Raw genomic sequence first — 25,666 nt, forward strand, 5'->3', positions numbered from 1 at the left:
CGCCCTATCTGGGCTTTCCGTGCTGCTATCTACGATATCGTAGAACTCCTCCATCTGGCGCTCTAGGCGCGGCATGGGCGCAAAGTGGCTGACCCGCCCATCCTGGTAGATCTTTTGCGCCCGCTCGGCCCTTGGCACCTTGCCGCTTTGTGCGCCCGTGTGGAACACGGCTCGGACCCGCAGTTGTGGGAACTCACGCTGTAGGGTTTCATCGATGCCCTGAAAGCCATTGGTTTCCACGACCAGGGTGTCACCGGGCTGAAGATAGCGCGACACGGCTTCTTTTAAATGCGCGATCCAACCGGCTTGCTTGAGCGTGCTCTCGGGCGTCATGTCTCCCATGACCCAGTAGTGGTCGCCGCGACGCGCCTGAAGGCTCATGCCGGCGAGGTCCCGCTTGCCGTTCGAGGGATCGATTGAAATCTGGCGGTAGTCACATTGGGCGAGAAATGTAGCCACGGGAACGTCGGTCTTCGCCGTGGCCTTGATGATTTCCTCGCGGGTCCACAAACAGCCATTCTCGCTGACCCAGAGACCCAGGCTTTCTTCCTCGAACTGCTTGGCGCTCAAGTTGTCCCGCTGGCGGTTGAAAAAGCTGGTGGGCAAAAATGGATTGTCGGCGCTTTTGCCCAACGTGACCGTGGTGCCCTCGTTGTTCTCGATGCGCTCCAGCCACCGTTGGGTCTTGAGCGGCGTGCTGGTCAATATGATACGGGGATTGTCGCCCTCACGAACACAGTTGCTGATGTTACCAAAGCTGACCTGACCGCTGGGCCACTTGATCAACTCATCGGCGTAAGCCCATGGGACGCTGAGGCCTCGAATGTCCTGAGGATTGTCCCCGGTACGAACAACCGCCGTGCTGCCATTGGGCCAAGTCAGCCTGCCATTGTGGGGACTGAAATGCGGCGCCTGTCCGGGAGCAGATGTCGCGATGATGCCCGAGGCGCCGTTGATGATCGTATCCACGGCATCCTTGTGTGTGGCCGCGACAATCAGGCCCTGCTGCTCTGGATAGACCAAGAGGGCGAGTTCGTTGATCGCGCAACTGGCCGCGTGGTTTTTGCCCCATCCACGGCCCGTTCGCATCAGCCATATGGACCAAGGGTCCATGGGCATGGTTTGCTCGGCACGGAGGGTAAGGGCTGGATCGCTCAGCGCATCGAGCAAGTCCTCGCGAACATCCTCGTCATCGACCGTGGCTAAGAAATCAAAGAACGCCTGCTTGCCTGAGGCGATCTCACGGCGCGCGATGGCGAGGATTTGGCGTTTGTATTGTAGAGCGGGTGTCAAACATCACCAGAACCTTCTGGCCCATTATTGAGTGTTTTTCCCTCAATAATTCCAAAGGCCCGTAGTTTTGCCATCTTTTTGTCCAATTCTAGGGCATTGCGGACCCGCTTTTCCTCAAGGTTCTGGCGCTGGATATTGAGCTTTTCGAGATCGCGTTGCTGGTCGCTGAGGTGCTTGGCCAGCTTGAGGGCCAGGCCACCCTTTTTATCAGGGGGCATCTGGCCGAATAGCAAGGTGTGGAGCGTGATATCCTCGACAGTCTCGCACTTCTGGAGGAATTGCTCGTCCGTGACGCCCTTTTGCGTGACACCTCGGATCATGGATACCGAGCGGGCGATTGGATCGGGCAAGTTGGTGGCCGTACGGGCCTTGAAAACCGGCGTGGGAATACCGGCCGCTTCTTGCTCGATGATCGTAAGAGCATCCGTGACGCCAGCTACTTGTGTCAGTCCTGGGTCTCTAGTGCCCATGGGGCGGTCGATTGACGCTTGTTGGGCAGCCCAATGCTTTCGCGCTGTTTTATCGTCGGGAGGTAAAGCCATATGGTACTTAGCCGGCCACTGGATCTCGCGTGGCATCCCACAATTGTGGCCTATGATCGGGATAAGTGGTCGTTCGTCGGGCAGCGGTAAGGTTCTGTTAACCATGAGAGCGCAAAAGCGTTCTGCGACCTGTTACGTGCCGTCGCACTGGCACCCGTGTGATGGCTTCCCGCTGCCCACGGGTGCCAAACCCGCGCCGTGACCGGCTCCAGACCGGTAGGGACTTTTTCACACGCTCATCGTATCCCCCGCTCAGCGACGCACGCCCGTGTCGTTAGGACGCCTGGGAGGCACTCTGCCAGCCCGCACTCTGTTTTCCAGGCGTCCGAACCTCAATTGTCTCGAAACTACAAATATGACCTGCAGGGAACTGACGATCGCCGAAAATTGCACGGAGGGTTGCTCTGGACGGGAGTTTGGTGTTCTTGCGCCCGACTAACTATGCGTCTGATGGGCAAGCTCGGTCGAGAAACCTATCGGTTCGCGATTGGAGCATGAGATGGGTTTCTTGAATGACGAGGACTACGACGATCTTCCCGCCAATAAAGAAAGTGCGTTTTTAAGGCTCGACTCAATTGCGAGGGAGCGATTGGAAGCCATGGCGCCCCGCGACGGCGACGGGGATATTCTTTGGCGCTCGCTTGGCGAATATATGAATGAGGTGACCGCAATCGCCACTCATTTTGGCATTCCGGATATTGGATGGGACCGCACGAAAAAGGATTACACCCAAGAGTTTATCGACTTCACGCACAAGACTGACTACCAAAAAACTCTCATGCGATTGCGTCGTGTCGACTCGCTTTCGCCCGGCGCTATTACGATGACAGGGCCGGCTCGCATAAAGCTTCATGCGCTCCTTGAAGGTATCAAGGATGAAGTTAACAGTAGTGCGCTGCCCGAACGGCAGCGAAAGCGCCTGCTTGGCATTATAGCAGACTTCGAGGCTGAATTGGCCAAGCCCCGCGTTGATATGCGGAAGGCACTGCTGATGATCATGGCTGTCACGAACTTGATTACAGGGGTCGACGATGCCTTGATCAAGACGCCCAAAGCAATCCACGCAATCACTTCTACTCTCCACGAGCTCCATGCCGATGACGATGACAAGCGCCAAGCGCAGTTGCCCGGCCCGAGTCCCCAGAAGCAAATTCCCGATCTGCGTCTGATCAATGGTGCCGACGTGAGTGAGGTCTAGCGCGGAAGGCACCAAACACGATTATTCCTCTAACTTGGCCCAACCGCGCAATGACTTCTGGCTACATCGTTTGGTGGTGTGTTGTCATGGGTAACTGGTCCCAAACTAGCCCTCCCTAATCCGATGTTTCGCGCCACAGAACCCCGTGAGGGTGTCGTACAGGGTCAAGGAAAGCCTCGGGCAACCCGTGATGCCCCGAGGCAACCAGGGCCTCGCAGAACCCTACAGGGCAGCACGCATTCAGGAACTGGCCGGTGGCATTCAGGTGCCTTCCTGGTCGATCGCATTCAACGAGGTAGGTACGCTTTTCCCGTATTGTTCGCACCTAGCCGCTCACAAACCGCTGATTGCCTGGGCGTCAACACCATTGTGGCTCTTGACCCAGCGGTTCGTGGTCGTGGTGTTGCGGGCTTGCGATAGTTGGGCGATTGGGGGTTCAAAGTGGCTCAAGGGCGCTGTTCATTGGGGTTCGCGCGCGAGGGGTGGAATAGAAGCGATTGAGGTTTCCAAGGTGCTCACAGCGTCCAGCCTGTCTACGTGCCGCACCGCCTCATCATAATAAACGGAGACGTCGATCGTCTCTTCTCTCCACCATGCGGCCATGTTAGCTTACTTGTATGGCCTTTACCCTGAGCGAAACCCTACTCCTTGCCGCTGTTCCTCTAGTGGGTGTCGCAAGCGGTGTCCTAGCCAGCATCGCAACCTCTGCTCGGAACGTCTACATCAGCAGCATCACTATTGAACGAAACAAATGGATTGAAAAGCTCCGAGCCAATATAGCGCGTTTCGCAACAGCGGTTCCTGACCTAGCCTTTGCGCTTCTAGATCGCGATGACAGTGACGCCTGGGAAAAGGTTGCTGACCGAAGAATGATTGAACTGATGGAAATTACGAATGTTATCAACTTACAGTTGAACCCGCGCGGCAAGATCGATGAGAACGTTTTAGCACTGATAAACGCTATCTCGGTTCCGGTGGAGGGCGACAGGGAGGTCGCTATGCGCGCGGTAGGTCACTTGATAAAACATTCACAGTGGCTCCTCAAAGCCGAATGGGAGAAGGTAAAATTTGAGGCGCATGCCTGGCCTTATCGTTGGTGGCATAAGGGCGATTATGACGAATTCATTCGGAAGGAGTATCTGCCATTTGCCAGTGGAGTTGGTAGCCTCGAAGTGATCCTGAAAGAACTTCACGAGGCCAATGAGAGCCGGCGCATCAGACGCACGACTACGTCACTAATCCACGCCTCCGCATCAAATCCCTCAGAGCTTTGACTTCATCGCGCAGGCTCTTATTGCGTTCCCGCAGCTGATTGGTCGTCACCTTACCTCTATACACCTTTTTGTTCATGGTCCGCATCTCTCGTTCAAATGCCGTCATGCGAACCTCTAATGCCGTGTTTGTCTCCACAAGTATCATTGTGGCCGCTAGCAGCTTATCAAGCATCTCTGGCACCATGCTGGTCATTCGCAGTTCCTTGGCAGCATTTACAACTGCCAGTTCGCTCGCTATCCTCTTGGCCCGGCCGTCTCCGCATTCCAGAGCTTTTGCCAATGCTTTTAGGCTCGCCCCCTCCGCGAGCATCTTTGCCGCCAGATCACGTTCCGTCTGTTCAATCGGCCTCCTGTATTCGTGGAGGGCCTTGGGTTCAGTCATCGATCGTTTCGCAATTCCGTCAAACCCATACAGCGGTCCAACATTCCATCCAGGGTTTCCATAAACACATGATCGCTACTGATATCGCGGGCCAGGGCCTCGACATCATCGGCATCCAAACATAGCTGCCAGTTGCTGTTGAGGAGGAATATGGCATCAGGACCACGACGGATTGTCGTCACACGCATCTTCCACAATCGTACCAGGGATCGTTCAATGCGGAATAGGTCGCCATCCAGTTGATCACTCATTGGGCTGACAACCTTGCCAGCAAGATATCCTCGCCATTGTGGTAAGCATCAATAAGAGCCTTTTTGGTCTCTATGCTTTTCTCCAGACGAGCCACATAAGCGACCAGGGCATCATAGTTGGCCTCGAACAATTGAAACGCGGGCTCAAAGGCCATTAGATAGGGATCGTTTTCCCTCGTAAAATCAACCGGCAAGTAAACACACGGTTTGCGGTTTGTTTGGGTTAGGAACATGCGCGTGCTGGCTTCAATAAAGCCCAACATCCTCTGCGCGCGATCCAGGGTGTCCCTGAGTGCCCTGATCTCCTTGCTGACCCTGACGAACAGGATATCATTGCGGGTAAGGGGTTCATCCCTTACCATTAATTGGCCCTCCAATAATCAAAGCGCGCGCGGTCTTCTGCTTTGTGGATTTGGATAATGACCAAGCCCTTTTCCACATACTGATCCAGCGAGCTTTTCACGCTCAGGGGAATGAGGTTGCCATGTAGCCAGTCGAGGTCCCAATTGCCCGCCACGCGCCCCAGCAGTTCTTCGCGGATAAAACGGCGGTCCTGCTTGGCCGTCAGTACCATGGCCCTGGCTTCCGCGGCATCATACTGCGGATGCTCGGCTATTATCTCCTCGACCAGATCCCACATGGATGCGCGGACCTGTTCGGCGTCGATATGGATCGTGTAAACCTTATTGCTTGGCTCTTTCATCCCTTACTTAGCCGGCACTCCAGTTTATCTGCGTCGAGGTGCGAAAAACCGTTTGCTCTTCACGCCTTGCGACGCTTGAGTAGCTGGGAGGAGAAAATGTAATGACGCAGGCCCCGCTAATTGAAGCCCAGGACTTTGTCCGGTTGTTCGCCCATGCGGAGACTATGAAGCGTCCCACGCATTACCGCTTGCTGCTGATATTGATGCGTGACCTGGGGTTGCGGCCCATCGAGTTGGCTCGCTTAGAGCGGTCTTGGTTTCGCAACACTGAGCTTCGTATTCCCTGCGGACAGAGCAAGCGCGGTCGTGCCCGTACGCTGCCTACCAGCCCAGCGATCCGCGAGGCCATAGAGGTCCACATGGGCAATCGGTCCGGCCTGCTGTTTGTGAACCGCGAGGGCAGCGCATTCACGCCCTCACAGATGTCCGCAAGCGTCAGGAGGCTATTTGCCGAGGCTGGCGTAGAGGGCTCAACTTATAGCGCGCGCCGGGCACTTGCTACCCGGCTGGTCGATCAGGACACCAACATATTGGTCGTCCAGGCCGTGTTGGGCCATAGCAGTCCGCAGACAACGATGGCCTACTGCTCCGTGACGCCCCGGATGGTTCGACGCGCATTGTTTGGCTGAGCGTTATTCTTCTAGATCGATCATCCACCCCTTTCTTTCAACCTGGAAGTCTGGTGTTGCTCTCCTGGTTCCGCGATGTCGTAAGTTCGTCGGCAGGGCAATCGAGCTACTGCTAGACGGAGAATACAAGATGGCTTTTGATCCCAAGCACCTCGTCGCGGCCAGCAAGAGCAAGGAGTTCAACAGCGATGCTCCCAAAAGCCCCCGGCTGATCCTCGCGGCTGCGATCGACAACCAGATCAAGTTGGCCAAAGATGTTAAGCTCGAAGGTCGTCGTTGGGTAACGTTCAGGGACAAGGAAGCAAGCATCACCCTGCGCTTTGCCAACAAGCCCATTCCCCTGCTGGGCGAGGAAACCGCGGTCGTCGTTCCGCGCGATCAGGTGGAGCCCGCGCTGCTCTACCTGAAGGAGCAAGCCACCAGCGGCGCTTACGACAAAGCCCTCGATGCCCTGGCTGCTGGTCGTGTGGCCCGCACGGAGAAAATGCGGAAGACCCGCGCGGACAAAAAGGCCGAGGCCGATAAGGTGCCCGCGAAGGCCTAACGGTTCCCACAACCCTCTACAGGGCGCCTACGGGCGCCCTTTTTTTGTCATGGCAAAGCCCCCGATAGTTGAGCGTATCGGGGGCTTCGCCGTCAACGGCGCAAGTGAGCAACTCGGGATCACCGTCGACCTTACTTACCCCGCTAGCCCCCATACACAGATCGTTTTCATCGATCAGTGAGCGGCCACTTATGATCTGTCTGAAAAAAGTTGACGTATATGAAAAGTGTGAGAGGATTGTCATACCAGCCAAGAGGATGGTGCTTATGGAAACAAACTGAGGAGATATGACATGAAGAACAACACTAATCGAACAGCCGTTGCGGCTCATGAATGGTATACCGTGGCGGGCAGTCAGGACCTTCACAAAACTACGGTCCAATCTCGAGTTATCGAGCAAGGATGGTCTGAGAGCGAAGCTAAGTCTACGCCTATCGGTCGACACCGGGGTAAGTCTGGGATGCCAAACCTCGCATCAGCGGCTCGCGATGCTAATTTGGCTCCTTGCCGTGTGCGATATTTGGTCCGCTCGCGTGGTACTACGATCGAAGACGCCATCAACTATCTGAAGTCCAACGACAACTGATAACGTTGAGCCCCGCTGTATTGTTACAGCGGGGCCCATCGTTTGAGGTGTCTTACCTCGTGCCGTCAGGCCTGCTACTTATCAGGCTTTGACGTATCCCAGCCGTGCGCCCTCCCTGGCGTAGTGGCTGAGCGGCATCCGGCCTTCCCAATGTATGTCCTGCTCAATTCCTATCCCCGCGAGGCCCTTGAACTCCTCAAGCTCGTCCATCGAGATATACCCAAGCTCTGGCTGTCCCAGATCGCACAGCCCGAACGCAATCCCGGTTTCGGGGTCGAGTTCGCTAATCAGCCAGGTCCCAGCCCCGGTGGGATTGAAGAGCTTGGCCACCGGCACATAATCGATCTCTCCCGCTGTACCCTTCAAGGGCGCCTGTCGCGCATGGTTGAGTACCAGCATGTGATACACGGGTTCGCTGAACATCCACTTATTCATGTCGGCTTCTCCTTGTTGCCGACAAACCCCAAAGACATCATAGGTTGAACAGGACAATAGCCAGATATCCCATCAAGGTATGAACTAGGTGTAGGAAAGGCGGCCAGAAGGCTATTGATAGGAGGTCGGACAAAAGGAGCCGACCATGCCCTACGATGTACAGCTAGTTGCCAACTATGTTCTTGATAATGCAGACTGCGATGCCCGCTATGAGGACGATTGCTTTTGCGTTGAGGTTTGCGACGTGCGTTGGTACGTCGAGAGGAAGAAGCGGCACTTTGTCCTGCATGTGGGCGAGACAACCCTGCGCTTGCCCCGCTGCTAACTCCTCAGGGCCATGTTGATCGAGCGTGCGCCAATGCGCGCTCGTCCTGTCTGACCCTTACAGGACCCTTTAGGGGACGTAACGGCCTTCCAGCATAGTGCCCTGGTCATCGAAGATCCAGCTGGAAAGGTCATCGGGCTCGACGGTCCAGGTGCCTTCGGGGTTGATCGCGATCCGCTTGATCAGGCGTCGCAGGACCATGTTGACGCGACCACGGGCATAGGTCCTTTCTTCGTCGTTCTCGCTGGTGAGCTGCGCCCTCAGGCTCTCGATCGCCTCAACGTCGTCTACACTTCTGGGTTTGGCGGTCTCGATAGCTAGCGCCTTGCCCGCCGTCTCGATGTCCCGGGTTTGCTGCTCGATCTCATTCTCAAGCATTGCGACACGTTGAACAATTGCCTTGGAGCCTCCCTCAGCGAGGGCGTCGATCAAATTCTCGAGCCGGCTCTGTTCCGCATCTCGCAAACGGACCATCTCCGCGAGATTTTCACGCAGAGAGTTGGTAGAGGTTTTCTCGGCGCGCTGATCGACCAGAAGCCCTATCAGCTGATTGAGAATTGTTGCCTCAACGATGTCGTAGTTGAGGATCGTCCCGTTGTCACAACTGTGTTTCCGGCGCGCACGATCGCGTCGCAGCTTGCGATAGGTCTTGCGTCGGTAATTAACGACCTCACCGCTGACCTTCGTATAGGTCTGTTGGGTGTCGGTGGTGTGGGCAAAATGAGCGCCACCGCCGCATTGGCCGCAAACAACAATCTGGCTCAGAAGGTTTCGGTTACCCTTGGTCTTGGATTTGCGTTGGTTTCCTTTTCTCATCCCCAAAGCCGCCTGGGCGCGGTTCCACTTCTCAGCAGTTATCGCTTGGGGATAAAAGCTAGTCGCGAGGGTCTTCCCAGCATTGGTGACGTATTCACCTAATACGCTGCGCTTGGTCAGAAGACGATAGATGTGACTGTAGAACCAACCGTTCTTATTGCGGTTAGTACTCGTCCACGTTGGCTCATCCCGCTCATTGAGGATGCCGACCAGTCGGTGTATCCCCACTCCATCAATGTAGAGGTCGTAGATTTCGTTTAGAACGGCTGTGCGGTGCTCGTTTAGCGCGTAGGCATCATCAATGCGATCGATCCACATTGGTGTGTGGGGAACGGGGGCGCGCTGGTTGCCGCTACTGATCGCTTCGAACCGTTTCTCCCATGTCGCTGACGTCCGCTTGCTCTTGTTGCTGCTCTCCTGGTGAGCGTTCTGGGCGTTCAGGATGAGGGTGAAAACGTCGAGAAGGTCGCTGTTCTCCTCGCCTCGGTAGATCCTCCCGTCATGGTAGGTTGCGACATCGACGCCACTCTCATTCAGACCCCATATGAGCTGCGCGGCGGCGCGCGGTCCCTGCCTACTCAGACGGTCTATGTTCTCGACTACGAGAACCTTACCCCGATGAAGGCCATTCCGCGCCTCAAGCTCAAATTCGTGTAGCGAAGATCCCTCAAGTCGGTTCGCTCCGTGGTAAGCTGACCGGCCTTCGTCGCAGATCATTTTTTCGATCACCCAGCCGCGAGTGATCGAAAAGTCCATGGCGGTGCTTTTTTGACGCTCTAGCGAATATCCCTTGCTCTGCTCCGAGGTGGAGAAACGGGCATAGATAATGGCATGCTGGCTCATAGGCTTTTCCCCCCTTCGCAACGCTATGCCCATGTTTACATACGTCGCAACATGAGTACAATTGGTCGTGGCGATGAACCCGTGCCGCTGCGGGCATCTCGCCGATCCCGCGCTCGCCTGCGCGCGCAGCCCGCGCTGCGCCGCCGACTATCAGGGCCGCGTCTCGGCCCCGCTGCTCGATCGCATCGACCTGCATGTCGAGGTCCGCGCGGTGGCCGCCGCCGATCTGGTCCTGCCGCCGCCCGCGGAAGGATCGGCGGAGGTCGCCCGCCGCGTGGCGCGCGCGCGCGACGTCCAGACCGACCGCTATGCCGGCGCCGGCGTGCGCACCAATGCCGAGGCCGATGGCGATCTGCTCGACCGCGTCGCGACCCCCGACGCGCCGGGCCGCGCGCTGCTGGCGCAGGCAGCCGAGCAGATGCGGCTGTCGGCGCGGGGCTATCACCGCGTGCTGCGGGTCGCGCGCACGATCGCCGATCTCGCCGGCGTGGACGGTGTCGGCCGCAGCCATGTCGGCGAGGCGCTGAGCTATCGGCGTCGCGCGCCCGTCAATTAGGCGACGATCCGCGCGGGCGGCTCCCAGTCGCGAAAACCCCGGTTGCCGAGCGCGATCCGCTCGGCTAACCGGTCCGGGTGCGGGCGTGGTGGAACTGGTAGACGCGCCGGACTCAAAATCCGGTTCCGCAAGGAGTGTCGGTTCGATTCCGACCGCCCGCACCACCGATGCCGCACCGGCGGCAGCCATCCATCCCGTCGCAATCTCTCGGCAGGCTTGCCCCCGCAGACCGGCCATCGCGCGGCGCACGGTCGGCGTCGCCAGTAGGACGGGTCCGCGGAAATTTCCCCGTCACCGCCGCCCTGGTGCGGCGATCACGACATGGCGGGCGCGGCGGGCACCGGGCCCTCCGGCAGCGGGATGAACTCGGCATCGTCGGCATCGGGCAGTTTCATCCGTCCCGATCGCCAGTCCGCGGCCGCCTGGATGAGCCGGTCGTGCGACGAGGAGACGAAATTCCAATACAGCAGCCGCTCGCCGACGGGGTCGCCGCCGAGCAGCATGACGGTCGCGGGCTCGATCGCCCGCAAGGACGAGGCCGAACCGTCGACGACGATCATGCGCCCGGCCGGACAGACGCGACCGTCGATCTCGATCGTGCCGCGGGCGACATAGGCCGCGCGTTCGGCGTAGCCGGCCGGAAACTCGGCGCGGCTGCCGGCGGCCAGTTCGAGATGCGCGTAGAAAAGCGGCGAGTGCGTGCGCGCCGCGGCGGTCAGCCCATAGGCGCTTCCGGCAATCAGCTGCCCGGACAGGCCATCCTCTTCCCATTGCGGCAGAGCGGCGCCCTCATAATGCGAAAAGGACGGTGCGGTCTCCTCGTCGCCGTCGGGCAGGGCGACCCAGGCCTGGATGCCGTGGAGGTGGTCGCCGACGGCGCGGGCGCGCTCGAACCGCTCGGAGTGGGTGATGCCGCTGCCCGCGGTCATCCAATTGACCTCCTGCGGGCGCACCGGTTGGACCGACCCCACGCTGTCGCGGTGCATCATCTCGCCGGCGAACAGATAGGTGACCGTCGACAGCCCGATGTGCGGATGCGGGCGGACGTCGACGCTCCGGTCGACCCCGGCGGCGAGATCGAGCGGCCCCATATGGTCGAAGAAGATGAACGGGCCGACCATCCGGCGCTTCGCATAGGGCAGGACCCGCCCGACCTCGACGCCGCCGCCGAGGCTGCGGCGCCGCTGTTCGATGATCATCTCAATCATGGCCCGATTCTCCTTGTCCGGTGGCGACGGTAGCAAAGGCGCCGCAATTCCGCGCCTCGCGAGCAGGATCGTCGCGGCGCAGCCGCCTCGCCTCCGCATGGTCTGCGGCGGCACCGCACGGCCAGTTCGGCGGCATGCCCGATCCGGATCGGCCAAACGCGGCCAAAGTCTAACGACTTGCCGCCGGTTTCGGCCAATCTCCCCTCATCGTCTTAAAGGCTGTTAACCGCCAAGCCGATACGATCGCGCCATGCCCCCGCCTCTTCCCGAACCTGAGCGTCGTTGGCGTCGGTGACCCTGCAGGACATCCGCACGGCGCTCCGCCTGTCGCCGGAGGCAGCACCGCGCTGGCTGCGCTTCACCTCGCTCAAGGTCCGGATCGCGCTGATCTACGCCAGCCTGCTCGGGGTGACGCTGGCCTGCGTCGTGATGGTCACCAGCCGCGGGATCGATCGCTACGGCGAGCAGGCGTCGGTCGCCGAGATGGCGGTCAACGCGCATGTCTTCGACCAGATACTCAAGCTGCGCACCCACCGCCTGAAAGACTCGGCGCGGGTGCTGTCGCATGACTTCGGCTTTCGCGCGGCCTTCGCCACGCGCGACCGCGCGACCATCGCCTCGGTGCTCGACAGCGTCGCCACCCGGGCGGATGCGGAATATGCCTTTGCGGTCGGGCTGGACGGCAGCGCCACCGGCGCGCGGGGCCATCATTATCCGCCGGCCGCGCGGCTGATCCCGGCGATCCGGCGCGGCGCGCGCGAAGGCGTCGTTCGCATCGACGGCCAATTGGCCCTGGCGGTCGCCGAGCCGGTGAACGTGCCCGACCTGATCGGCTGGCTGGTCCTCGCTTATCCGCTCGACGGGCGCGAAATGGCGAAGCTGCTGGGTCTCTCGCCCTCGGAAATGATCGCGATGATCGTGCCGCCCCAGGACATGCCGCGCTGGATGACCGGTCAGCCGGCGCGCGCGACGCGGCTGGCGAACAGCGATGGCGACGCGGTGCTGACATGGCATGCACCCCTGCCGCCGCTCGAGGACGGCGCGCAGGCGGAACTCGTCCTGCAGCGCCGGCTGCAGCCGCTGCTCGCCAATTACGCCAGCCTCAAGCGGCTGGTGGCGATCATCGCGCTGGCCAGCATGCTGATCGTGACGCTGGTCAGCTGGCGTCTGGCGTTCACCATCACCCGGCCGCTGCGCCGGCTCGAAGAGGCGGCGCGCAATCTCAGCCGCGGCATATCGGCCAAGGTGCCGATCGAGTCGGTCGATGAGGTCGGTCGGCTGGCCGCGACCTACAACGCCATGGTCGCGGCGATCGCGGATCGCGAGCAGAAGATCCTCGATGCGATGCACGACCCGCTGACCATGCTGCCCAATCGCCGGCTCTTCCTACAGCGGCTGGAACTGGCGCTCGGCGCAATGGGCGCCGACGATCTCGTCATCCTCATCCTGGCGGACATAGACGACTTCAAGAACGTCAACGACACGCTGGGGCATCCCGCGGGCGATGCGCTGCTCTGCGAGATCGGCACGCGATTGGCTGCGCAGTTCGGGGGCAACCAGGTCGCACGGCTGGGGGGCGACGAATTCGCGATCCTGCTCGCGCTCGAGGCCGCCGCGGTCGACATGACCCGGCTCGGCGATCAGGTCGTCGCCTGCCTGAACCGCGAAATCGCGATCGGCACCGACGTCATCCTGCCCTCGGGCAGCGTCGGCCTGGCGGTCGTGGCGGCGGCCGACGAGCGGGACGGCATCCTGCTGATGAAGCATGCCGATCTCGCGCTCTACGCCGCCAAGGGCGAAGGCAAGAATTGTGCGCGGCTGTTCAACGCGGACCTCAACGAAGCCTTCCGGTCGCAGCGCGCGCTCGAGGTCGATATCCGCCGTGCCATTCGCGACGATGAATTCCGCTTCCTGTTTCAGCCGATCTACGGCCTCGGCGACGACCGCCTGAGCGGGTTCGAGGCGCTGATGCGCTGGCGGCGGCAGGATGGCCGCGACATCGGTCCGGCCGACTTTATCGCGGCGGCCGAACGCACCGGGCTTATCAACGCGCTCGGCGAATGGGCGATCACCGAGGCGTGTCGCTGTGCGGTGGAATGGCCGCATGACGCGGCCGTGTCGGTCAACGTCTCGCCGCGCCAATTGATGAGCCCGGCGCTGTTCGACTGCGTCGTGAATGCGCTCGTCAAGAGCGGACTAGCGTCGCGACGGCTGATCATCGAGATCACCGAAAGCGTCTTCATCGAGAATATGTCGGTCGCGCTCCAGACCCTGCGCAAGTTGCAGGCGATCGGCGTCCGCATCGCGCTCGACGATTTCGGCACCGGCTATTCGTCGCTGAGCTTCCTGCGATCCTTCCCGTTCGACCGCATCAAGATCGACAAATGCTTCGTCGACAATCTCGCCCCCGACAGCAGCGCCAACGCGGTGATTCGCGCGATCCTGACGCTGGCCGACGCGCTGAAGATCGAAACCGTGGCCGAAGGCGTCGAGACCCAGGCGCAGCTCGCCATCCTGCGCCAGGAGGGCTGCGCGCAGGTACAGGGCTATTTCCTCGGGCGACCGCTCGAACATGCGCGGATCCTCGAGTTCGGTCCGTCGCTGCGGCTGTCCGGCGACGACAAGATCATCACCCTGCGCGGCGCGCGCAAATGATCGGCAAGGCCGTGGCGGCGTGACCGATTGTCGGTCGCCCATCGCCGATCATAGGCAATAGGCGATCGGGTGGCGGGGACGCGCGCGAACAGCTGCGCGGCGAGAAATTCAACGGCCGCCTTCCGCGGGACATTTGCTATAGACACATAACAAATAGATGCGGCAAGATCGCGGTCGGAGATGCCGATGCAGGCCGGTCGTGTCGCGGGGCCGGCGCGTCCATGTTCGACAGGAGATGATCGCATGACCGGCCGCCGGCTTCCCCAATCGCCCAAGAAACTCGACGCGATCCCCGGCCAGCGCCAGGTCGATGCGCAGACCATGGCGATGATCGTGTCGCTTGCCTCCGAGACCACGATCCTCCGCGCGCGGCTCGATGCCTGCGAGCGGCTGCTGGTCGCCGCCAAATTGCTGGCGCCGGGCGCGATCGACGCATTCTCGCCCGATCCCGCAGCGCAGTTCGAGCGCGACCGGCAGCGGACGCAGAGCATGGCCAAGATCTTCCGCTCGCTCCAGGAGGGCGCGGCGGCGGACCTGGCATCCCTTTCCCCGGATATGGAGACGAACGCATGAGCGGCATGGTCGAGGCGCGCGAGGCGCAGGCCCATCCGATGATCGCCGTGCCGACGCACGACGAGCTGGTCGAGCAGCTGTTCGTCCGCGATCTCAAGATGTTCGTGATGCAGTCGCTCGAGCCGACCCAGCAGGCGATCTCGGCCCGGGTCGCACCCGAGATCGTCGCGCAGGCGAGCAACAATCCGGTCGACGACCTGCGCGAGCGGATGCTCGGCTTCGAGAGCTTCAAGACTTGGCTCGGGCTCAAGCGCGAGTCGCAGCGCCAGCTCTGGGCGGCGGTTGGCGGCAGCGTCGAGCGCCAGGCCGACGAGCTCGAGGCGCTCGCCGACATCCCGGCGCCGCGCGGCTCGGTAACGGTCGACCCGGCGTTCGCCGCGCCCGACTATATCGCCCGCGGCGACATCCATCTGATGCCCGGCGGCAATGCGCATGACGACGGCTCGGTGCTACAGGGCGCGGTGATGGATCGGGGTGGCGCGGTCTATATGCTCGGCCGCAACGGCGGCATGCTCAACGACCTGCGCGGCCAGACCGCGATCGCGCATCTGCTCACGATCGCGCCGGACATCCAGCCGTCGCGCATCCTCGACATGGGCTGCGGGATCGGCACGAGCACGGTGCCGGCGGCGATCTGCTTCCCGGACGCCGAGGTCCACGGTATCGACGTCGGCGCCTCGATGATGCGCTATGCGCATGCCCGCGCCGAGCATCTTGGGGCCGCGGTCCACTTCTCGCAGCAGAGCGCCGAGCACACCGACTTCGAGAGCGGCTCGTTCGACGTCGTCTACAGCTGCGTCGTGCTGCACGAGACCTCGCAGGCGGCGATGGCCAACATCCTCGCCGAAAGCCGGCGCCTGCTGCGCCCGGGCGGGATCGCGATCCATCTCGAGGTGCCGCTGATCCACACCTTCGGCGACCTCTGGCAGGAACTGTCCGCCGAGCTCGAGGCGCAGTTCAACAACGAGCCGAACTGGCGCGGCGCGCTGTCGGCGGACTATGCGCAGCTGATGCGTGCCGCCGGCTTTGCGGATGTCCGCGCCGGCTATCAGTCGACCGCCTTCGATGCGCGGAGCGCGCCGAAGGAATTCGGCGACACCTCGCACGGCGTGTTCCGCTCCTGGTTCGTGACCTCGGGCCGCGCCTGATCGCGGCCGCGGGCTGCCCGAAGCGCGGTCATTTCGCAATCGGCCGCGCGCTTCCACAAAGCCTGGGCGATGATAGCGCTGCATTTGTCGACACGAAGGATGGACCACCCATGATCACCCGCCGCGCCTTGAACACGGGCCTTGGTCTGACCGCCGCGACCGCGCTGATGGCGTCGGCCGCGAAAGCGCAGATCGCGTTCGCGGACGTGCCCAAGGGACCATGGACCAAGAGCGGGATGGTCGGCCGCGCCGGGGGGCAGCTCCATTATGCGATGCTCGGCACGCCGCGCGCCGGCCAGCCGCCGGTCGTGCTGCTCCACAAGCTCGGCGGCTGGATGGCGGACTGGCGCTTCGTCGCGGCGATCCTGGCCAAGGACCGGCAGGTGATCGCGTTCGATCTGCCCGGCCATGGCGATTCCAAATGGCTCGGCGCGCCGCCCTATATCCAGTCGCTCGGCGAGACCGCAGCGCTGCTGGTCGGCGCCTTCGACGAGCTTGGCCTGTCGCAGGTCGATCTGGTCGGCACCTCGCTCGGCGGCTGCGCCGCGGTACCGCTGGCGGCGTTCTGGCCCGAGCGCGTGCGCAAGCTGTCGCTGGTCTCGTCCGCGCTCGGCGGCAAGCGCACGCTCGCCGAGATCAAGACCAACATCGACGAGAAACAGACCGCGCTCTACGATGGCGCGGGCATGCCGGTGCCCAACGACGCGCAGATCCTCGCCAAGATCTTCGGCATCATCCACGTCGAGAGTATCAGCGCGGAGGGCAATTCGAGCCGCCGCCAGGCCGGACGCTGGATCCAGCCGTCCGAGCGCGGCGTCGCGATCACCGACATCAAGGGCACGCTCGCCCGCGTCTCGGCGCCGACGCTGCTGCTCTACGGCGACCGCGACCACGACTATACCAAGTTCCGCGAGGGCGCCGAGGCGGCGCTCAAGGACGTGCGGACCGAATATGTGCCGCAGTCGGGCGCGTTCGTGATGCAGGACAATCCGCCGGCGACCGCGGCGATCCTCAAGGCGTGGCTCGACAAGGCCTGATCGCGACCCGCGGCCTGCGCGCCGCGCGAGCCGCCCAATCAGTCCGTCATTGCGAGCGTAGCGTCGCTACGCTCGCAATGACGGCAGGGACACGACGCCTAGCTCACCGCCACATGCTGGGCTCGCTGCCTAGCGTCGGGTCGAGCACGAAGCTGTTCTCGGGCCGCGCGAGGCCGAGATTGTCGCGCAGCGTGTCGCCTTCATAGTCGGTGCGGAACAGCCCGCGCTGCTGCAGGATCGGCACGACCTGGTCGACGAAATCGTCGAGCGCGCCGGGGAGATAATTGGGCGACAGCGAGAAACCGTCGGCACCGCCCTGCAGGAACCAGGTCTCGCACATGTCGGCGATCTGCTCGGGCGTGCCCGACAGCGAGAAGCTCGCGCGCGAGACGCTGACCCGCCGCGCGAGTGCGCCGATCGTCAGATTCTCGGCGCGCGCCATCGCGATCACCTGCTGCTGCACCCATTGTCCGCCATTGGTGAGCGGGATCTCGGGCAGCCGGTCGTCGGGCGAATAACCGGTCAGGTCGAAGCCGAGCTGGAGCGACAGCGTGCGCAGCGACAGCGCTTCGGGGATCAGCGCGAGCAGCTCCTCGTCGGCGCGCTTGGCCTCGGCCTCGGTGCTGCGCACCATCAGCTGCACCGACGGGATGACCAGCAGCGTGGCGGGATCGCGGCCGAAGCCGGCGGCGCGCATCTTCATGTCGTCGTAGAAGACCTTCGCTTTCTCGAGCGAGCTCTGCGCGGTGAAGATCATGTCGGCGGTGCGCGCCGAGAGCCCGCGGCCGGCATCCGATCCGCCGGCCTGGACGATGATCGGATGGCCCTGCGGCGCGCGGCCGACGTTGAGCGGCCCCGCCACCTTGAAATATTTGCCCTGGTGGTTGAGCTGGTGGACCTTGGCCGTGTCGAAATAGCGGCCCGCGGCGCGGTCGCGGATCGCGGCGCCATCCTCCCAGCTGTCCCACAGCGCCTTGACGACGTCGACGAACTCCTCGGCGCGCGCATAGCGGTCGTCATGGTCCATCTGGACGTCGCGGCCGAAATTATGCGCCTCGCTGTCGCTCGCCGAGGTGACCACGTTCCAGCCGGCGCGGCCCCCCGATATGTGATCGATCGAGGCGAAGCGCCGCGCCAGCGCATAGGGCTCGTTATAAGTGGTCGACGCGGTTGCGATCAGCCCGATGTCGCTGGTCACCACGGCGAGCGCGGCGAGCAGGGTGGTCGGCTCGAGCTTGCCGGCATAGTCGGTCGCGGCGAAGGCGTCGCGGCCCGAGATGTGCGGATAGCCCTGCGAGTCGCCCGAGAAATAGCAGTGCAGCTTGCCGCGTTCGGCGGTCTGCGCGAGCCGGGCATAATGTTTGAAGTCGTGCTGGTCGACCGCCTCGGCGCCGGGATAGCGCCAGCCGCCGGGGTGCGCGCCGCTGTTGTGGATGAAGGTGGCGAGCACCATGCGGCGGGTGGGCTTGGTCATGTCGGCTCTCTTCAGTTCTGGGAAAGCGGCGCGGCGGCAGGTGCCGGCGCCGGATGGTGGAAGCCGCGCCAGGCGAGCAGGAAGCAGGCCGAGGCGGCGAGCAGCATGGGCACGCCGACGATCGCGAAGGAGCGGCCGATCAGCGCGGGATCGCCGACGACATGCTCGGTCACCCACGCGACCGCATAGGGGCCGCCGGCGCCCGCGGGCAGCGCGCCGACGACCGCGAGCAGCGCATAGGAGAAGCCGCGCATCCGGTTGGGGACGAGCTCCTGCACCGAGGAGTTGGTGGCGACGTTCATAATCGGGGTCGCGAAGCTCAGGCCGGTGAGCATCACCAGCGCGAGCGTGAGGCTGCTCGCCGCGCCGGCGAGCGCGCTGGGCAGCGCGATCAGCGGCAGGATCGCGAGCAGCAGCAGCTTGCCGCCCGGGCGACGGAACGGCCCGGAGTCGGTGAGCGCGCCGCCGGCGAGATAACCGGCGCCCCCCGCGATCAGCAACATGATGCCCAGCCGACCGGCGAAGTCGACCAGCGTCGCATGATAGGCGCGGGTCAGGAAGGCGGCGGTCCAGGCGATGATGCCGACGAAGGCGACATAGTGGAGGCAGAAGCCGGTATAGAGCGGCACGATGACGCGGCGCTGCGCGCGCAGATAGGCGAAGGTCTCGCTGAGCGGCGGATGCGCGTGGCGGGCGACCGGCACGCCGCGCCGTGCCGGCTCGCGCACGGTCAGCATCAGCAGGCCGACGATCGGACCGATGAGGCCGCACAGCACGAACACGGTGCGCCACGGCGCCAGCGTCCCGAAGCCGGGAACCGAGAGATGAAGCCCGGCGCCGATGATCCAGCCCGGGATGATCGACGACAGCGCCGACCCGATCGTCGCGCCGATCAGATAGCCGCCAAGCGCGCGCCCGCGCCGGTGCGGCGGGAACATGTCGGCGATCAGCGAGATCGCGGCCGGCGCGATCGCCGCCTCGCCGAGCCCGACCAGCGCGCGGAAGACGAAGAACCAGTGGAAGCTGGTGGCGAGCCCGCCCGCCGCGGTCGACAGGCTCCACAGGATGATGCTCGCGGCGAGGATCGTGCGGCGGACATGGCGGTCGACGAGATAGCCGAGGCCGAGGCCGAGCAGACCGCTCAGCAGCGAGTAGGCGAGGCCAAGCAGCAGCCCCATCTGGACGTCGCTGATCGCGAAGTCGGTGCGGATCTGTTCGGCGAGCACGCCGACGATCGCCTTGTCGATGCTGTAGAGATTGGCGGCGAGGAACAGCAGCAGCATCGGCCACCAGGTCCGGGCGAGCGGCGGATAGGGGACGTCGTCCGCGGCGATCGCGGGCTCAACCGACATAGCGGGCTCGGTCGGTCGCCACGATGGCGTGGGGGGCGTCGCGCGACATGGCGATGGTCTCCGATGCAAGAACGGCCGATCGTATCGGGGCGGCGGGCGATCCGGACATGGGGCGTCGCGACTCTGTCCGAACACCGGAGACTTCCACGGTCGTCACCGCTCAGCCGCGCGGATGCGCGGTGACGAAGCTGGCGGCGCGCAGCACTGCGTTCTCGCGCACGTCTTCGTAGAACAGCCCGAGATCGTGATAGTGCATCGCGTCGCCGGGCAGCGGCTTGAGCCCGAGCGCGGGATCCGGTTCGACGACGAGCAGCCCGCGATCGCAATGCGCGGCGACCGCGTGGGGCACGATCGCGCGCACCGGGCCGGCGCCGGGATCGCCGGGCACGGCGCCCTTGCTCGACGCTGCGCTCGCGGCGGGACGGGCGCGATCGAAGGTCAGCGGATTGACGCACAGGACCGTCTTGCCGGTCTGTTCGCCGCCATAGCGCTGCGCATAGCCCTGTTCGGGGACCGCGACGGCCTTGGCGATGTCGGCGGTGGGCAGCACCGAATTCCAGCCGACGACGCAGCCGGTCTGGGCAGGCGTGTCGCAGATCGGGATGGTCTTGTAGGCGCGCCCGAAATCGCCTTCGGACAGCAGCGTCATGCCGACGACATAGGCGGCGACCATCTGCGTCTGCAGCGGGCTGCCGTCGATCCGCCGCTGCAGCAGCTTCATCAGGTGCAGCGAACCCTGGCTGTGCCCGACCAGGATGAACGGGCGGCCCTTGTTATAATGGGCGATATAATAGTCGAACGCGCGCTCGACGTCGCCGTAGGCAAGCGCGAGCGCCTGCTGGCCCTCGCCCGCGAAGTGCGACAGCGCGAGATGCGAGCCCTGGCGGTAGCGCGGCGCGAACACGCGGCAGCAGGCGTTGAACACGCTCGCCTGGCGCGCGACGACGCTGGCGTCGACCCACGCGTTGGCGGCCTTGTCCGCGATGTCCTGGTTCCAGCGCTCGTTGCTCAGATAGGTGGTGGGGTGGATGTAGAAAACGTCGACCTTGGCGCGCGTCGCCGCCGGTGTCGCGCCGGCGGGCACGGCGCGGCTGGCGCCCGGATCGTCGATCCCCGCCGCCCAGGCGGCCGGGCTCGCATAATCGGGGGCGGGGGGCGGTGCCTGCTCGGCGAAGGGTTGCGGTTTGGGGGCCGGGGGCTGCGCCTGCGCGGCGGCCGAGAACAGACACAGGATCAGGGCGGCGATCGACTTCATGCGGGCTCCGAAGCTCGGGGGCAGGGCAGGGCGCGCGCTCAGGCCGCGTCGAGGAACTGGTTGATCGCCTCGGCGACGCGTGCGCGCTCGATCGTCAGCACGCCGTGGGCGACGCCGGGCATGTCGAGCCGGCGACCGTGCGGCAGCAGGTCGGAGGTGGCGCGAGTCACCGTCCACAGATCGTCCTCCGGATTGATCACCAGCACCGGCTGCGTCACCTTGGGCATCGCGGCCAGGAAGTCGTAGCGATAGACTGAGACATAGCCCCACGGCATCCGCGACCCTAGTCGCAGGCACTCGGCCATGCCGACATGGCGCTCTTCCGCGGTGACGCGCGGATCGCTGAGCGTGCTGATCACTGCCCACAGCTTCTCGACATGGGTGAGGTCGTTGGTGGGAACCGGGAAATGGTCGCGCAACCGCGCCAGCTTCTGTTCGCGGACGTCGGCGGGGTAGGCGGCGAGGCCGAACAGGATGGCGCGGCGGATGCGGTCCGGGAAGGCGACCGCGAGCTGCGTCGAGGTGACCGAGCCGGTGTGCATGCCCATCACGTCGAACGGCCCGCCGGCGATCACGCCCTGCGCGGCGAGGTCGGTCATCGCCTGCGCCATGATGTCGGCGAAGTCGGCGATCTCGAGCGGCGCCGCGGGCGGATCGCTCATCCCGTAGCCGGGGGTGTCGATCGCGATCACGGTGCGGCGCTCGGCGAGCGTCGGCAGGATCGGCTGCCAGTCGTGGCCGTTGCCCGGCGTCTGGTGGAGGCAGAGCAGCGGCGGCGCTGCCGACGCCTGCTCGGGATGCGCGATGCGGTAATGGAGCTGGCCGTGGCGGCTGGCGACATAGGCGCGGGTTACGGTGGTCATCGAGAGTCTCCGGTATCGGTATCGCGCGCCGGCGCTGTGGGAATGACGGGGATGGTCAGCTGGTCGCGAGGGTGCGGACCCGCTCGACGACGAGGAGCGACAGCAGGGCGGACACGCTCAGCGCGACGACGCCGACGATCGCGATCGACTTGCCGACGTCGAGCGGCGATCCGAAGACATGCTGCGTCAAGAAGGCGACGGCGATCGGACCGAGCGAAAAGCCGATCATCGTCATCACGAAGGCATAGAGCGCGACTGCGAGGCCGCGCGCACGGACCGGCGTGATCTCGGTGATCATCGAGAGCATCGCGGTGCCGTAGACCGCGCTGGCGAACATCACCTCGGCGAGCAGCGCCACCGCGACCGTGCCCGAGCCCGCCCATTGCGCAAGGCAGGACGGCAGCGCGGCCAGCGCGAACAGCGCCGACAGCCGGGCCTTGCCCGCGGTGCCGGCGCGGCGCGTGACCCGGTCGACGATGAGCGTCGCGAGGATCATGCCGAGCACCGCCCAGCCGATCTGCGCGGTGCCCAGCGCCTTGCCGGCGCTCGCAGGATCGAAGCCGTAGCGGCGGGTGAGCAGCACCGCGCCCCAGCCGCTCGCCGCGGAACCGCCCATCGCGAACATCGCGAGCGCCCCGTAGAGCGGCAGGAAGATGCGGTAGCCGGCGATGAAATGACCGATCGTCTCGCGCACGCTCTTGCCCTGCGGATCGCCCTCGCCGCGGCCATGGCGCTTGGGCTCGCGCAGCAACAGCAGCAGGGCGGCGATGACGAAGCCGAAGCTGCCGACGATCATGAACGCGATCCGCCACGGCGCGCGGTGGCGCAGCCAGGGGATCATGTCGAACGCGCCGGTCGGCGCCAGCTGCAGGATGAAGCCGCTGACCAGCGAGCCGACCCCGTAGGCGACCATGCTGCCGAACACATAGACCGCCATCGGCCGGCCGCGGCGGTGCGGCGGGAAGAGATCGCCGATGATCGTCACGGCGCACGGGCCCAGCACCGCCTCGCCGACGCCGATGAACAGCCTCGACGCGAACATCTGCGAGAAGTTGGCGGCGAGCCCGCCGCAGATCGTCGCGACGCTCCACACGATGATCCCGCCGATCAGCAGCCGGCGCCGGTTGACCGTGTCGGCGAGCACCCCGAGCGGGATTCCGACGGTGACGTAGAAGGTCGCGAAGGCGAAGCCCTGGAGCAGCGCGATCTGCATCTCGCTGATGCCGAGATCGGCGCGGACCGGATCGACCACCAGCGCGAGCATGCCGCGGTCGATCGTCGAGACGATCTGCGCGACGCAGAAGATCGCGACCGCGAACCAGCCCGCCCAGCCGGCCGACGTCGACCAACCGGGCGCCGTCGTCGTCGTCGTCGTGCCGGGCATCTCTCTGTCAGCCGTGATCGTTCCGCCGCTTGCCGGGTGGGTCATCGCATTCTCCGATCGGCCTTTTGATCACACATCGCCGTCGACGCCGGGTGCGCGCCGAAAACTCACCGCCTGTCGGGCAGAGATCGTGGCTTGTCATGCCCGGATAGGGGATAGGGCGTAATCGACACGATCATCGAACGACTATCTGATCGGGATGCGGCATGAAACTCCTAGCCTTCCTCATGCAGACCGGCGGTCACATCGCGGGCTGGCGGCATCCCCGCGCGGCCGACAACGCGCTGTGCGACATGCAATATTTTCAAGAGCTTGCGCGCACGGCCGAACGCGGTCTGTTCGACGGCATCTTCTTTGCGGACTCGGTCGGCTACCATCCGGTCAAGGGCGAGGACATCTTCGCCTGTCTCGAGACTCCCAAGCTGGAGCCCGGGCTCGTGCTGGCCGCGATCGCGGCGACGACGCGCCGGATCGGGCTGATCGCGACCGGATCGACGACCTATGGCGAACCCTATGACGTCGCGCGGCGCTTCGCGACGCTCGATCATCTCAGCGCCGGCCGCGCGGGCTGGAACATCGTCACCTCGACGATGGAGAACGAGGCGCATAATTATGGCCGCGACGCGCATCTCGGTCATTCCGACCGCTATGCCCGCGCCGCCGAGTTCGTCGACGTCGCCTGCAAGCTGTGGGACAGCTGGGACGACGGCGCGGTGCTCGCCGACAAGGCGAGCGGCCGCTATACCGACCCGTCACGGATCACCGGCCTCGATCACAAGGGCGCGTATTTCCGCGTAGCCGGCCCGCTCAACGTGCCGCGCTCGCCGCAGGGCCATCCCGTGCTCGTCCAGGCCGGCGCCTCCGACACCGGCAAGCGCTTCGCCGCGCGCTATGCCGAGGTGATCTTCACCTCGCATCCCGCCAAGGAGTCCGCCGCGCGGTTCCGCACGGAAATGCATGAGTTGCTCGCGGCCGAAGGGCGCGCGGCCGACACGCTCAAGATCATGCCCGCGATCACCCCGATCATCGGCCGCACGCGCGAGGAGGCCGCCGAACTCCAGGCGCAGCTCGACGCCTCGATCCCGTCGCCGGTTGCGATCAGCAAGCTCGAGGGGCTGCTCGGCAATTTCGACCTGTCGGCCTATGCGCCGGACGACCAATTGCCGCCGATCCCCGAGGCGCCCAATTCGACGCGCGACCGCGTCGTCGAACTGGCGCAGCGCGAACGTCTCTCGATCCGCGATCTCGCCCAGCGAGTCGCCGCCGGGCGGACCAGCCGCACCGTCGTCGGCACCGCCCATGACGTCGCGGACGAGCTTGCCGATTGGTATCAGGGCGGCGCGGCCGACGGCTTCGTGATCTCGGCGCCCTTCCTCCCCGCCGGGCTTGCCGACTTCGTCGACAGCGTCGTGCCCGAGTTGCAGGCGCGCGGGCTGTTCCGCCGGGAATATGAGGGCGAGACGTTGCGCGACCATCTCGGTCTTGCGCGGCCGGCGAACAGCTTCGCGGCCGATCCGTCGTTGCGGAGCAAGCCCGAAATCTGGTGACGATTCGCGGTGCGGCGCTGGGCACCGTGCCGGCGCCGGACCGCGGGACCCCTGCAGGGCAAAGTCCTGTGCTGTCGCCAAGCGCGGCCCCGGTCGCATCGATCTCAACGCCGAAAATCCGAAATACCGTGGCTTGTCCGCCGGTTCCGCCGAGACGGCGCGAGCCCGCAAACGCGCGTGCATCGCCGGGGTTTCCCCGCCTAGCGGACAAAGACTACGGCACGCCCGACCTGGGGCACAAGCGCGCGATGATCCAATTGACATATACATAGGACATATAGCAGCTTGATGACATCGCAGGGACGAAGGACGGGAGACGGCCCACAGGCCGCACCATCTCTACTGTGTTCATTTATTTGAGCTTTTCCACGGGAAATCCCGTCTTCTGTTCCGAGGGGGAATGACATGATTCACACGCCCGTTACTTCGAAATATGCGGTCTGCTCGGTGTTGGCGCTTGCGATCGCCGGGCTCAGCCAGCCTGCGATGGCCGCCGACGCGGCGGTTGCGACCGCGGCAGACCAGGTTTCGCCCCCGACCACCGCGGTTCCCGCCAATCAGGTTTCGCCCGGCGCGCAAGTCTCCCCCACCGATCACGCGCCGTCGGCCGATCAGGGCAGCATCGCCGAACAGGCAGCCCCCGTCGAGCGCGGCGACATCGTCGTGACCGCCCGCAAGAAGTCCGAGGACATCCTCAAGACGCCGGTCGCGATCACGGCCTTCTCGAGCGCCGATCTCCAGGCGCGCGGCATCGTCACGCTCAACGATCTCGCCGCCTTCACCCCCGGCCTCA

The 25,666-nt window shown here is 64.0% G+C and carries 23 protein-coding genes, 1 tRNA gene and 2 pseudogenes (1 of these 26 cut by a window edge); 12 read left to right on the forward strand and 14 right to left on the reverse strand.

The window, feature by feature from the left end; translation table 11 throughout:
- Both Q0326_RS15265 and Q0326_RS15270 read right to left on the reverse strand, forming a co-directional pair.
- Positions 1 to 1,293: terminase family protein (locus tag Q0326_RS15265; RefSeq protein WP_298692030.1), on the reverse strand; the 1,293-nt coding region annotated here is incomplete at its 3' end.
- Positions 1,290 to 1,871 (reverse strand): hypothetical protein, encoded by a 582-nt coding sequence (locus Q0326_RS15270; RefSeq protein WP_298692032.1) that lies wholly within the window; start codon positions 1,869 to 1,871, stop codon positions 1,290 to 1,292. The genes Q0326_RS15270 and Q0326_RS15265, both read right to left, overlap by 4 nt.
- A 463-nt stretch (positions 1,872 to 2,334) precedes the next feature.
- Between Q0326_RS15270 and Q0326_RS15275 the strand changes: the two genes are divergently transcribed.
- Together Q0326_RS15275 and Q0326_RS15280 are read left to right on the forward strand one after the other, a co-directional pair.
- On the forward strand, positions 2,335 to 3,033 hold the full coding sequence (locus Q0326_RS15275) for a hypothetical protein (RefSeq protein WP_298692034.1): 699 nt from the start codon (positions 2,335 to 2,337) through the stop codon (positions 3,031 to 3,033).
- 617 nt (positions 3,034 to 3,650) lie between these two features.
- Positions 3,651 to 4,307: a hypothetical protein gene (locus Q0326_RS15280; RefSeq protein ID WP_298692036.1), complete on the forward strand. Its 657-nt coding sequence runs from the start codon at positions 3,651 to 3,653 to the stop codon at positions 4,305 to 4,307.
- Here Q0326_RS15280 and Q0326_RS15285 read toward each other — a convergent pair.
- From Q0326_RS15285 to Q0326_RS15300, 4 genes are read right to left on the reverse strand one after another with little or no spacing between them, the layout of a single operon-like run.
- Positions 4,261 to 4,689 (reverse strand): hypothetical protein, encoded by a 429-nt coding sequence (locus Q0326_RS15285; RefSeq protein WP_298692038.1) that lies wholly within the window; start codon positions 4,687 to 4,689, stop codon positions 4,261 to 4,263. The genes Q0326_RS15280 and Q0326_RS15285 overlap by 47 nt on opposite strands.
- Positions 4,686 to 4,940, reverse strand: coding sequence for a hypothetical protein (locus Q0326_RS15290; RefSeq protein WP_298692040.1), 255 nt, complete (start codon positions 4,938 to 4,940; stop codon positions 4,686 to 4,688). Before Q0326_RS15290 ends, Q0326_RS15285 begins: the two co-directional genes overlap by 4 nt.
- Positions 4,937 to 5,302, reverse strand: coding sequence for a hypothetical protein (locus tag Q0326_RS15295; RefSeq protein WP_298692042.1), 366 nt, complete (start codon positions 5,300 to 5,302; stop codon positions 4,937 to 4,939). Before Q0326_RS15295 ends, Q0326_RS15290 begins: the two co-directional genes overlap by 4 nt.
- Positions 5,302 to 5,643, reverse strand: a complete 342-nt coding sequence (locus Q0326_RS15300) for a hypothetical protein (RefSeq protein WP_298692044.1) — start codon at positions 5,641 to 5,643, stop codon at positions 5,302 to 5,304. The genes Q0326_RS15295 and Q0326_RS15300 overlap by 1 nt, the downstream gene beginning before the upstream one ends.
- Before the next feature lie 101 nt (positions 5,644 to 5,744).
- On the opposite strand from Q0326_RS15300, the gene Q0326_RS15305 reads away from it, so the two are divergent.
- Together Q0326_RS15305 and Q0326_RS15310 are read left to right on the forward strand one after the other, a co-directional pair.
- Positions 5,745 to 6,272: a tyrosine-type recombinase/integrase gene (locus Q0326_RS15305; protein ID WP_298692046.1), complete on the forward strand. Its 528-nt coding sequence runs from the start codon at positions 5,745 to 5,747 to the stop codon at positions 6,270 to 6,272.
- 130 nt (positions 6,273 to 6,402) lie between these two features.
- A complete protein-coding gene (locus Q0326_RS15310; protein WP_298692048.1) occupies positions 6,403 to 6,816 on the forward strand; it encodes a hypothetical protein in 414 nt (137 codons plus the stop codon).
- A gap of 667 nt (positions 6,817 to 7,483) precedes the next feature.
- Here the strand turns inward: Q0326_RS15310 and Q0326_RS15315 are convergent.
- Together Q0326_RS15315 and Q0326_RS15320 are read right to left on the reverse strand one after the other, a co-directional pair.
- A complete protein-coding gene (locus Q0326_RS15315; RefSeq protein WP_298692050.1) occupies positions 7,484 to 7,837 on the reverse strand; it encodes a DUF2958 domain-containing protein in 354 nt (117 codons plus the stop codon).
- Positions 7,838 to 8,231: 394 nt separating this feature from the next.
- Positions 8,232 to 9,821, reverse strand: a complete 1,590-nt coding sequence (locus Q0326_RS15320) for a recombinase family protein (protein WP_298692052.1) — start codon at positions 9,819 to 9,821, stop codon at positions 8,232 to 8,234.
- A gap of 55 nt (positions 9,822 to 9,876) precedes the next feature.
- Between Q0326_RS15320 and Q0326_RS15325 the strand changes: the two are divergent.
- Both Q0326_RS15325 and Q0326_RS15330 read left to right on the forward strand, forming a co-directional pair.
- Positions 9,877 to 10,377: pseudogene (locus Q0326_RS15325) on the forward strand (ATP-binding protein); the annotation flags it as partial.
- A gap of 79 nt (positions 10,378 to 10,456) precedes the next feature.
- Positions 10,457 to 10,541 (forward strand) — tRNA-Leu (locus tag Q0326_RS15330).
- A 150-nt stretch (positions 10,542 to 10,691) separates the two neighbouring features.
- On the opposite strand, the gene Q0326_RS15335 is transcribed toward Q0326_RS15330, so the two are convergent.
- Positions 10,692 to 11,585 (reverse strand): pirin family protein, encoded by an 894-nt coding sequence (locus Q0326_RS15335; RefSeq protein ID WP_298692054.1) that lies wholly within the window; start codon positions 11,583 to 11,585, stop codon positions 10,692 to 10,694.
- A gap of 291 nt (positions 11,586 to 11,876) precedes the next feature.
- On the opposite strand from Q0326_RS15335, the gene Q0326_RS15340 reads away from it, so the two are divergent.
- From Q0326_RS15340 to Q0326_RS15355, 4 genes are all read left to right on the forward strand, one after another.
- The gene (locus tag Q0326_RS15340) at positions 11,877 to 14,240 is read left to right on the forward strand and encodes an EAL domain-containing protein (protein ID WP_298692299.1); all 2,364 of its coding nucleotides are present in this window, start codon (positions 11,877 to 11,879) and stop codon (positions 14,238 to 14,240) included.
- A gap of 243 nt (positions 14,241 to 14,483) precedes the next feature.
- The gene (locus Q0326_RS15345; RefSeq protein WP_298692056.1) at positions 14,484 to 14,813 is read left to right on the forward strand and encodes a hypothetical protein; all 330 of its coding nucleotides are present in this window, start codon (positions 14,484 to 14,486) and stop codon (positions 14,811 to 14,813) included.
- Positions 14,810 to 15,961 (forward strand): class I SAM-dependent methyltransferase, encoded by a 1,152-nt coding sequence (locus Q0326_RS15350; protein WP_298692058.1) that lies wholly within the window; start codon positions 14,810 to 14,812, stop codon positions 15,959 to 15,961. The genes Q0326_RS15345 and Q0326_RS15350 overlap by 4 nt, the downstream gene beginning before the upstream one ends.
- Positions 15,962 to 16,071: 110 nt before the next feature.
- Positions 16,072 to 16,998, forward strand: a complete 927-nt coding sequence (locus Q0326_RS15355; RefSeq protein WP_298692060.1) for an alpha/beta hydrolase — start codon at positions 16,072 to 16,074, stop codon at positions 16,996 to 16,998.
- Positions 16,999 to 17,101: 103 nt separating this feature from the next.
- Here Q0326_RS15355 and Q0326_RS15360 read toward each other — a convergent pair whose 3' ends face one another.
- The 5 genes from Q0326_RS15360 to Q0326_RS15380 form a co-directional block, all read right to left on the reverse strand.
- Positions 17,102 to 18,472, reverse strand: a complete 1,371-nt coding sequence (locus Q0326_RS15360) for an LLM class flavin-dependent oxidoreductase (protein WP_298692062.1) — start codon at positions 18,470 to 18,472, stop codon at positions 17,102 to 17,104.
- A gap of 11 nt (positions 18,473 to 18,483) precedes the next feature.
- Complete coding sequence (locus tag Q0326_RS15365) at positions 18,484 to 19,824, reverse strand: MFS transporter (RefSeq protein ID WP_298692064.1); 1,341 nt, start codon at positions 19,822 to 19,824, stop codon at positions 18,484 to 18,486.
- Between the two features lie 160 nt (positions 19,825 to 19,984).
- Positions 19,985 to 21,079 (reverse strand): DUF3089 domain-containing protein, encoded by a 1,095-nt coding sequence (locus tag Q0326_RS15370; protein WP_298692066.1) that lies wholly within the window; start codon positions 21,077 to 21,079, stop codon positions 19,985 to 19,987.
- A gap of 38 nt (positions 21,080 to 21,117) precedes the next feature.
- Positions 21,118 to 21,942, reverse strand: a complete 825-nt coding sequence (locus Q0326_RS15375) for an alpha/beta fold hydrolase (protein WP_298692068.1) — start codon at positions 21,940 to 21,942, stop codon at positions 21,118 to 21,120.
- Between the two features lie 55 nt (positions 21,943 to 21,997).
- Entirely contained in the window at positions 21,998 to 23,371 is a 1,374-nt protein-coding gene (locus Q0326_RS15380) for an MFS transporter (RefSeq protein ID WP_298692070.1), read from the reverse strand.
- A gap of 161 nt (positions 23,372 to 23,532) precedes the next feature.
- On the opposite strand from Q0326_RS15380, the gene Q0326_RS15385 reads away from it, so the two are divergent.
- Positions 23,533 to 24,873 carry an LLM class flavin-dependent oxidoreductase gene (locus Q0326_RS15385; protein WP_298692072.1) on the forward strand — a complete coding sequence of 447 codons (1,341 nt, stop codon included), beginning with the start codon at positions 23,533 to 23,535 and terminating at the stop codon, positions 24,871 to 24,873.
- 405 nt (positions 24,874 to 25,278) lie between these two features.
- A pseudogene (locus Q0326_RS15390) lies at positions 25,279 to 25,666 on the forward strand (TonB-dependent receptor plug domain-containing protein); it runs 845 nt beyond the window's last position.

The organism is uncultured Sphingomonas sp., assembly GCF_937859915.1.
In the GTDB taxonomy this organism is placed as follows: Bacteria; Pseudomonadota; Alphaproteobacteria; order Sphingomonadales; family Sphingomonadaceae; genus Solisphingomonas.

What these genes read in the sequence shown, in the direction of transcription:
- Q0326_RS15270 (WP_298692032.1), bottom strand. Translation starts at nt 1,871, where the DNA reads ATGCCACGCGAGATCCAGTGGCCGGCTAAGTACCATATGGCTTTACCT.
- Q0326_RS15275 (WP_298692034.1), top strand. Translation starts at nt 2,335, where the DNA reads ATGGGTTTCTTGAATGACGAGGACTACGACGATCTTCCCGCCAATAAA.
- Q0326_RS15280 (WP_298692036.1), top strand. Translation starts at nt 3,651, where the DNA reads ATGGCCTTTACCCTGAGCGAAACCCTACTCCTTGCCGCTGTTCCTCTA.
- Q0326_RS15285 (WP_298692038.1), bottom strand. Translation starts at nt 4,689, where the DNA reads ATGACTGAACCCAAGGCCCTCCACGAATACAGGAGGCCGATTGAACAG.
- Q0326_RS15290 (WP_298692040.1), bottom strand. Translation starts at nt 4,940, where the DNA reads ATGAGTGATCAACTGGATGGCGACCTATTCCGCATTGAACGATCCCTG.
- Q0326_RS15295 (WP_298692042.1), bottom strand. Translation starts at nt 5,302, where the DNA reads ATGGTAAGGGATGAACCCCTTACCCGCAATGATATCCTGTTCGTCAGG.
- Q0326_RS15300 (WP_298692044.1), bottom strand. Translation starts at nt 5,643, where the DNA reads ATGAAAGAGCCAAGCAATAAGGTTTACACGATCCATATCGACGCCGAA.
- Q0326_RS15305 (WP_298692046.1), top strand. Translation starts at nt 5,745, where the DNA reads ATGACGCAGGCCCCGCTAATTGAAGCCCAGGACTTTGTCCGGTTGTTC.
- Q0326_RS15310 (WP_298692048.1), top strand. Translation starts at nt 6,403, where the DNA reads ATGGCTTTTGATCCCAAGCACCTCGTCGCGGCCAGCAAGAGCAAGGAG.
- Q0326_RS15315 (WP_298692050.1), bottom strand. Translation starts at nt 7,837, where the DNA reads ATGAATAAGTGGATGTTCAGCGAACCCGTGTATCACATGCTGGTACTC.
- Q0326_RS15320 (WP_298692052.1), bottom strand. Translation starts at nt 9,821, where the DNA reads ATGAGCCAGCATGCCATTATCTATGCCCGTTTCTCCACCTCGGAGCAG.
- Q0326_RS15335 (WP_298692054.1), bottom strand. Translation starts at nt 11,585, where the DNA reads ATGATTGAGATGATCATCGAACAGCGGCGCCGCAGCCTCGGCGGCGGC.
- Q0326_RS15345 (WP_298692056.1), top strand. Translation starts at nt 14,484, where the DNA reads ATGACCGGCCGCCGGCTTCCCCAATCGCCCAAGAAACTCGACGCGATC.
- Q0326_RS15350 (WP_298692058.1), top strand. Translation starts at nt 14,810, where the DNA reads ATGAGCGGCATGGTCGAGGCGCGCGAGGCGCAGGCCCATCCGATGATC.
- Q0326_RS15355 (WP_298692060.1), top strand. Translation starts at nt 16,072, where the DNA reads ATGATCACCCGCCGCGCCTTGAACACGGGCCTTGGTCTGACCGCCGCG.
- Q0326_RS15360 (WP_298692062.1), bottom strand. Translation starts at nt 18,472, where the DNA reads ATGACCAAGCCCACCCGCCGCATGGTGCTCGCCACCTTCATCCACAAC.
- Q0326_RS15365 (WP_298692064.1), bottom strand. Translation starts at nt 19,824, where the DNA reads ATGTCGGTTGAGCCCGCGATCGCCGCGGACGACGTCCCCTATCCGCCG.
- Q0326_RS15370 (WP_298692066.1), bottom strand. Translation starts at nt 21,079, where the DNA reads ATGAAGTCGATCGCCGCCCTGATCCTGTGTCTGTTCTCGGCCGCCGCG.
- Q0326_RS15375 (WP_298692068.1), bottom strand. Translation starts at nt 21,942, where the DNA reads ATGACCACCGTAACCCGCGCCTATGTCGCCAGCCGCCACGGCCAGCTC.
- Q0326_RS15380 (WP_298692070.1), bottom strand. Translation starts at nt 23,371, where the DNA reads ATGACCCACCCGGCAAGCGGCGGAACGATCACGGCTGACAGAGAGATG.
- Q0326_RS15385 (WP_298692072.1), top strand. Translation starts at nt 23,533, where the DNA reads ATGAAACTCCTAGCCTTCCTCATGCAGACCGGCGGTCACATCGCGGGC.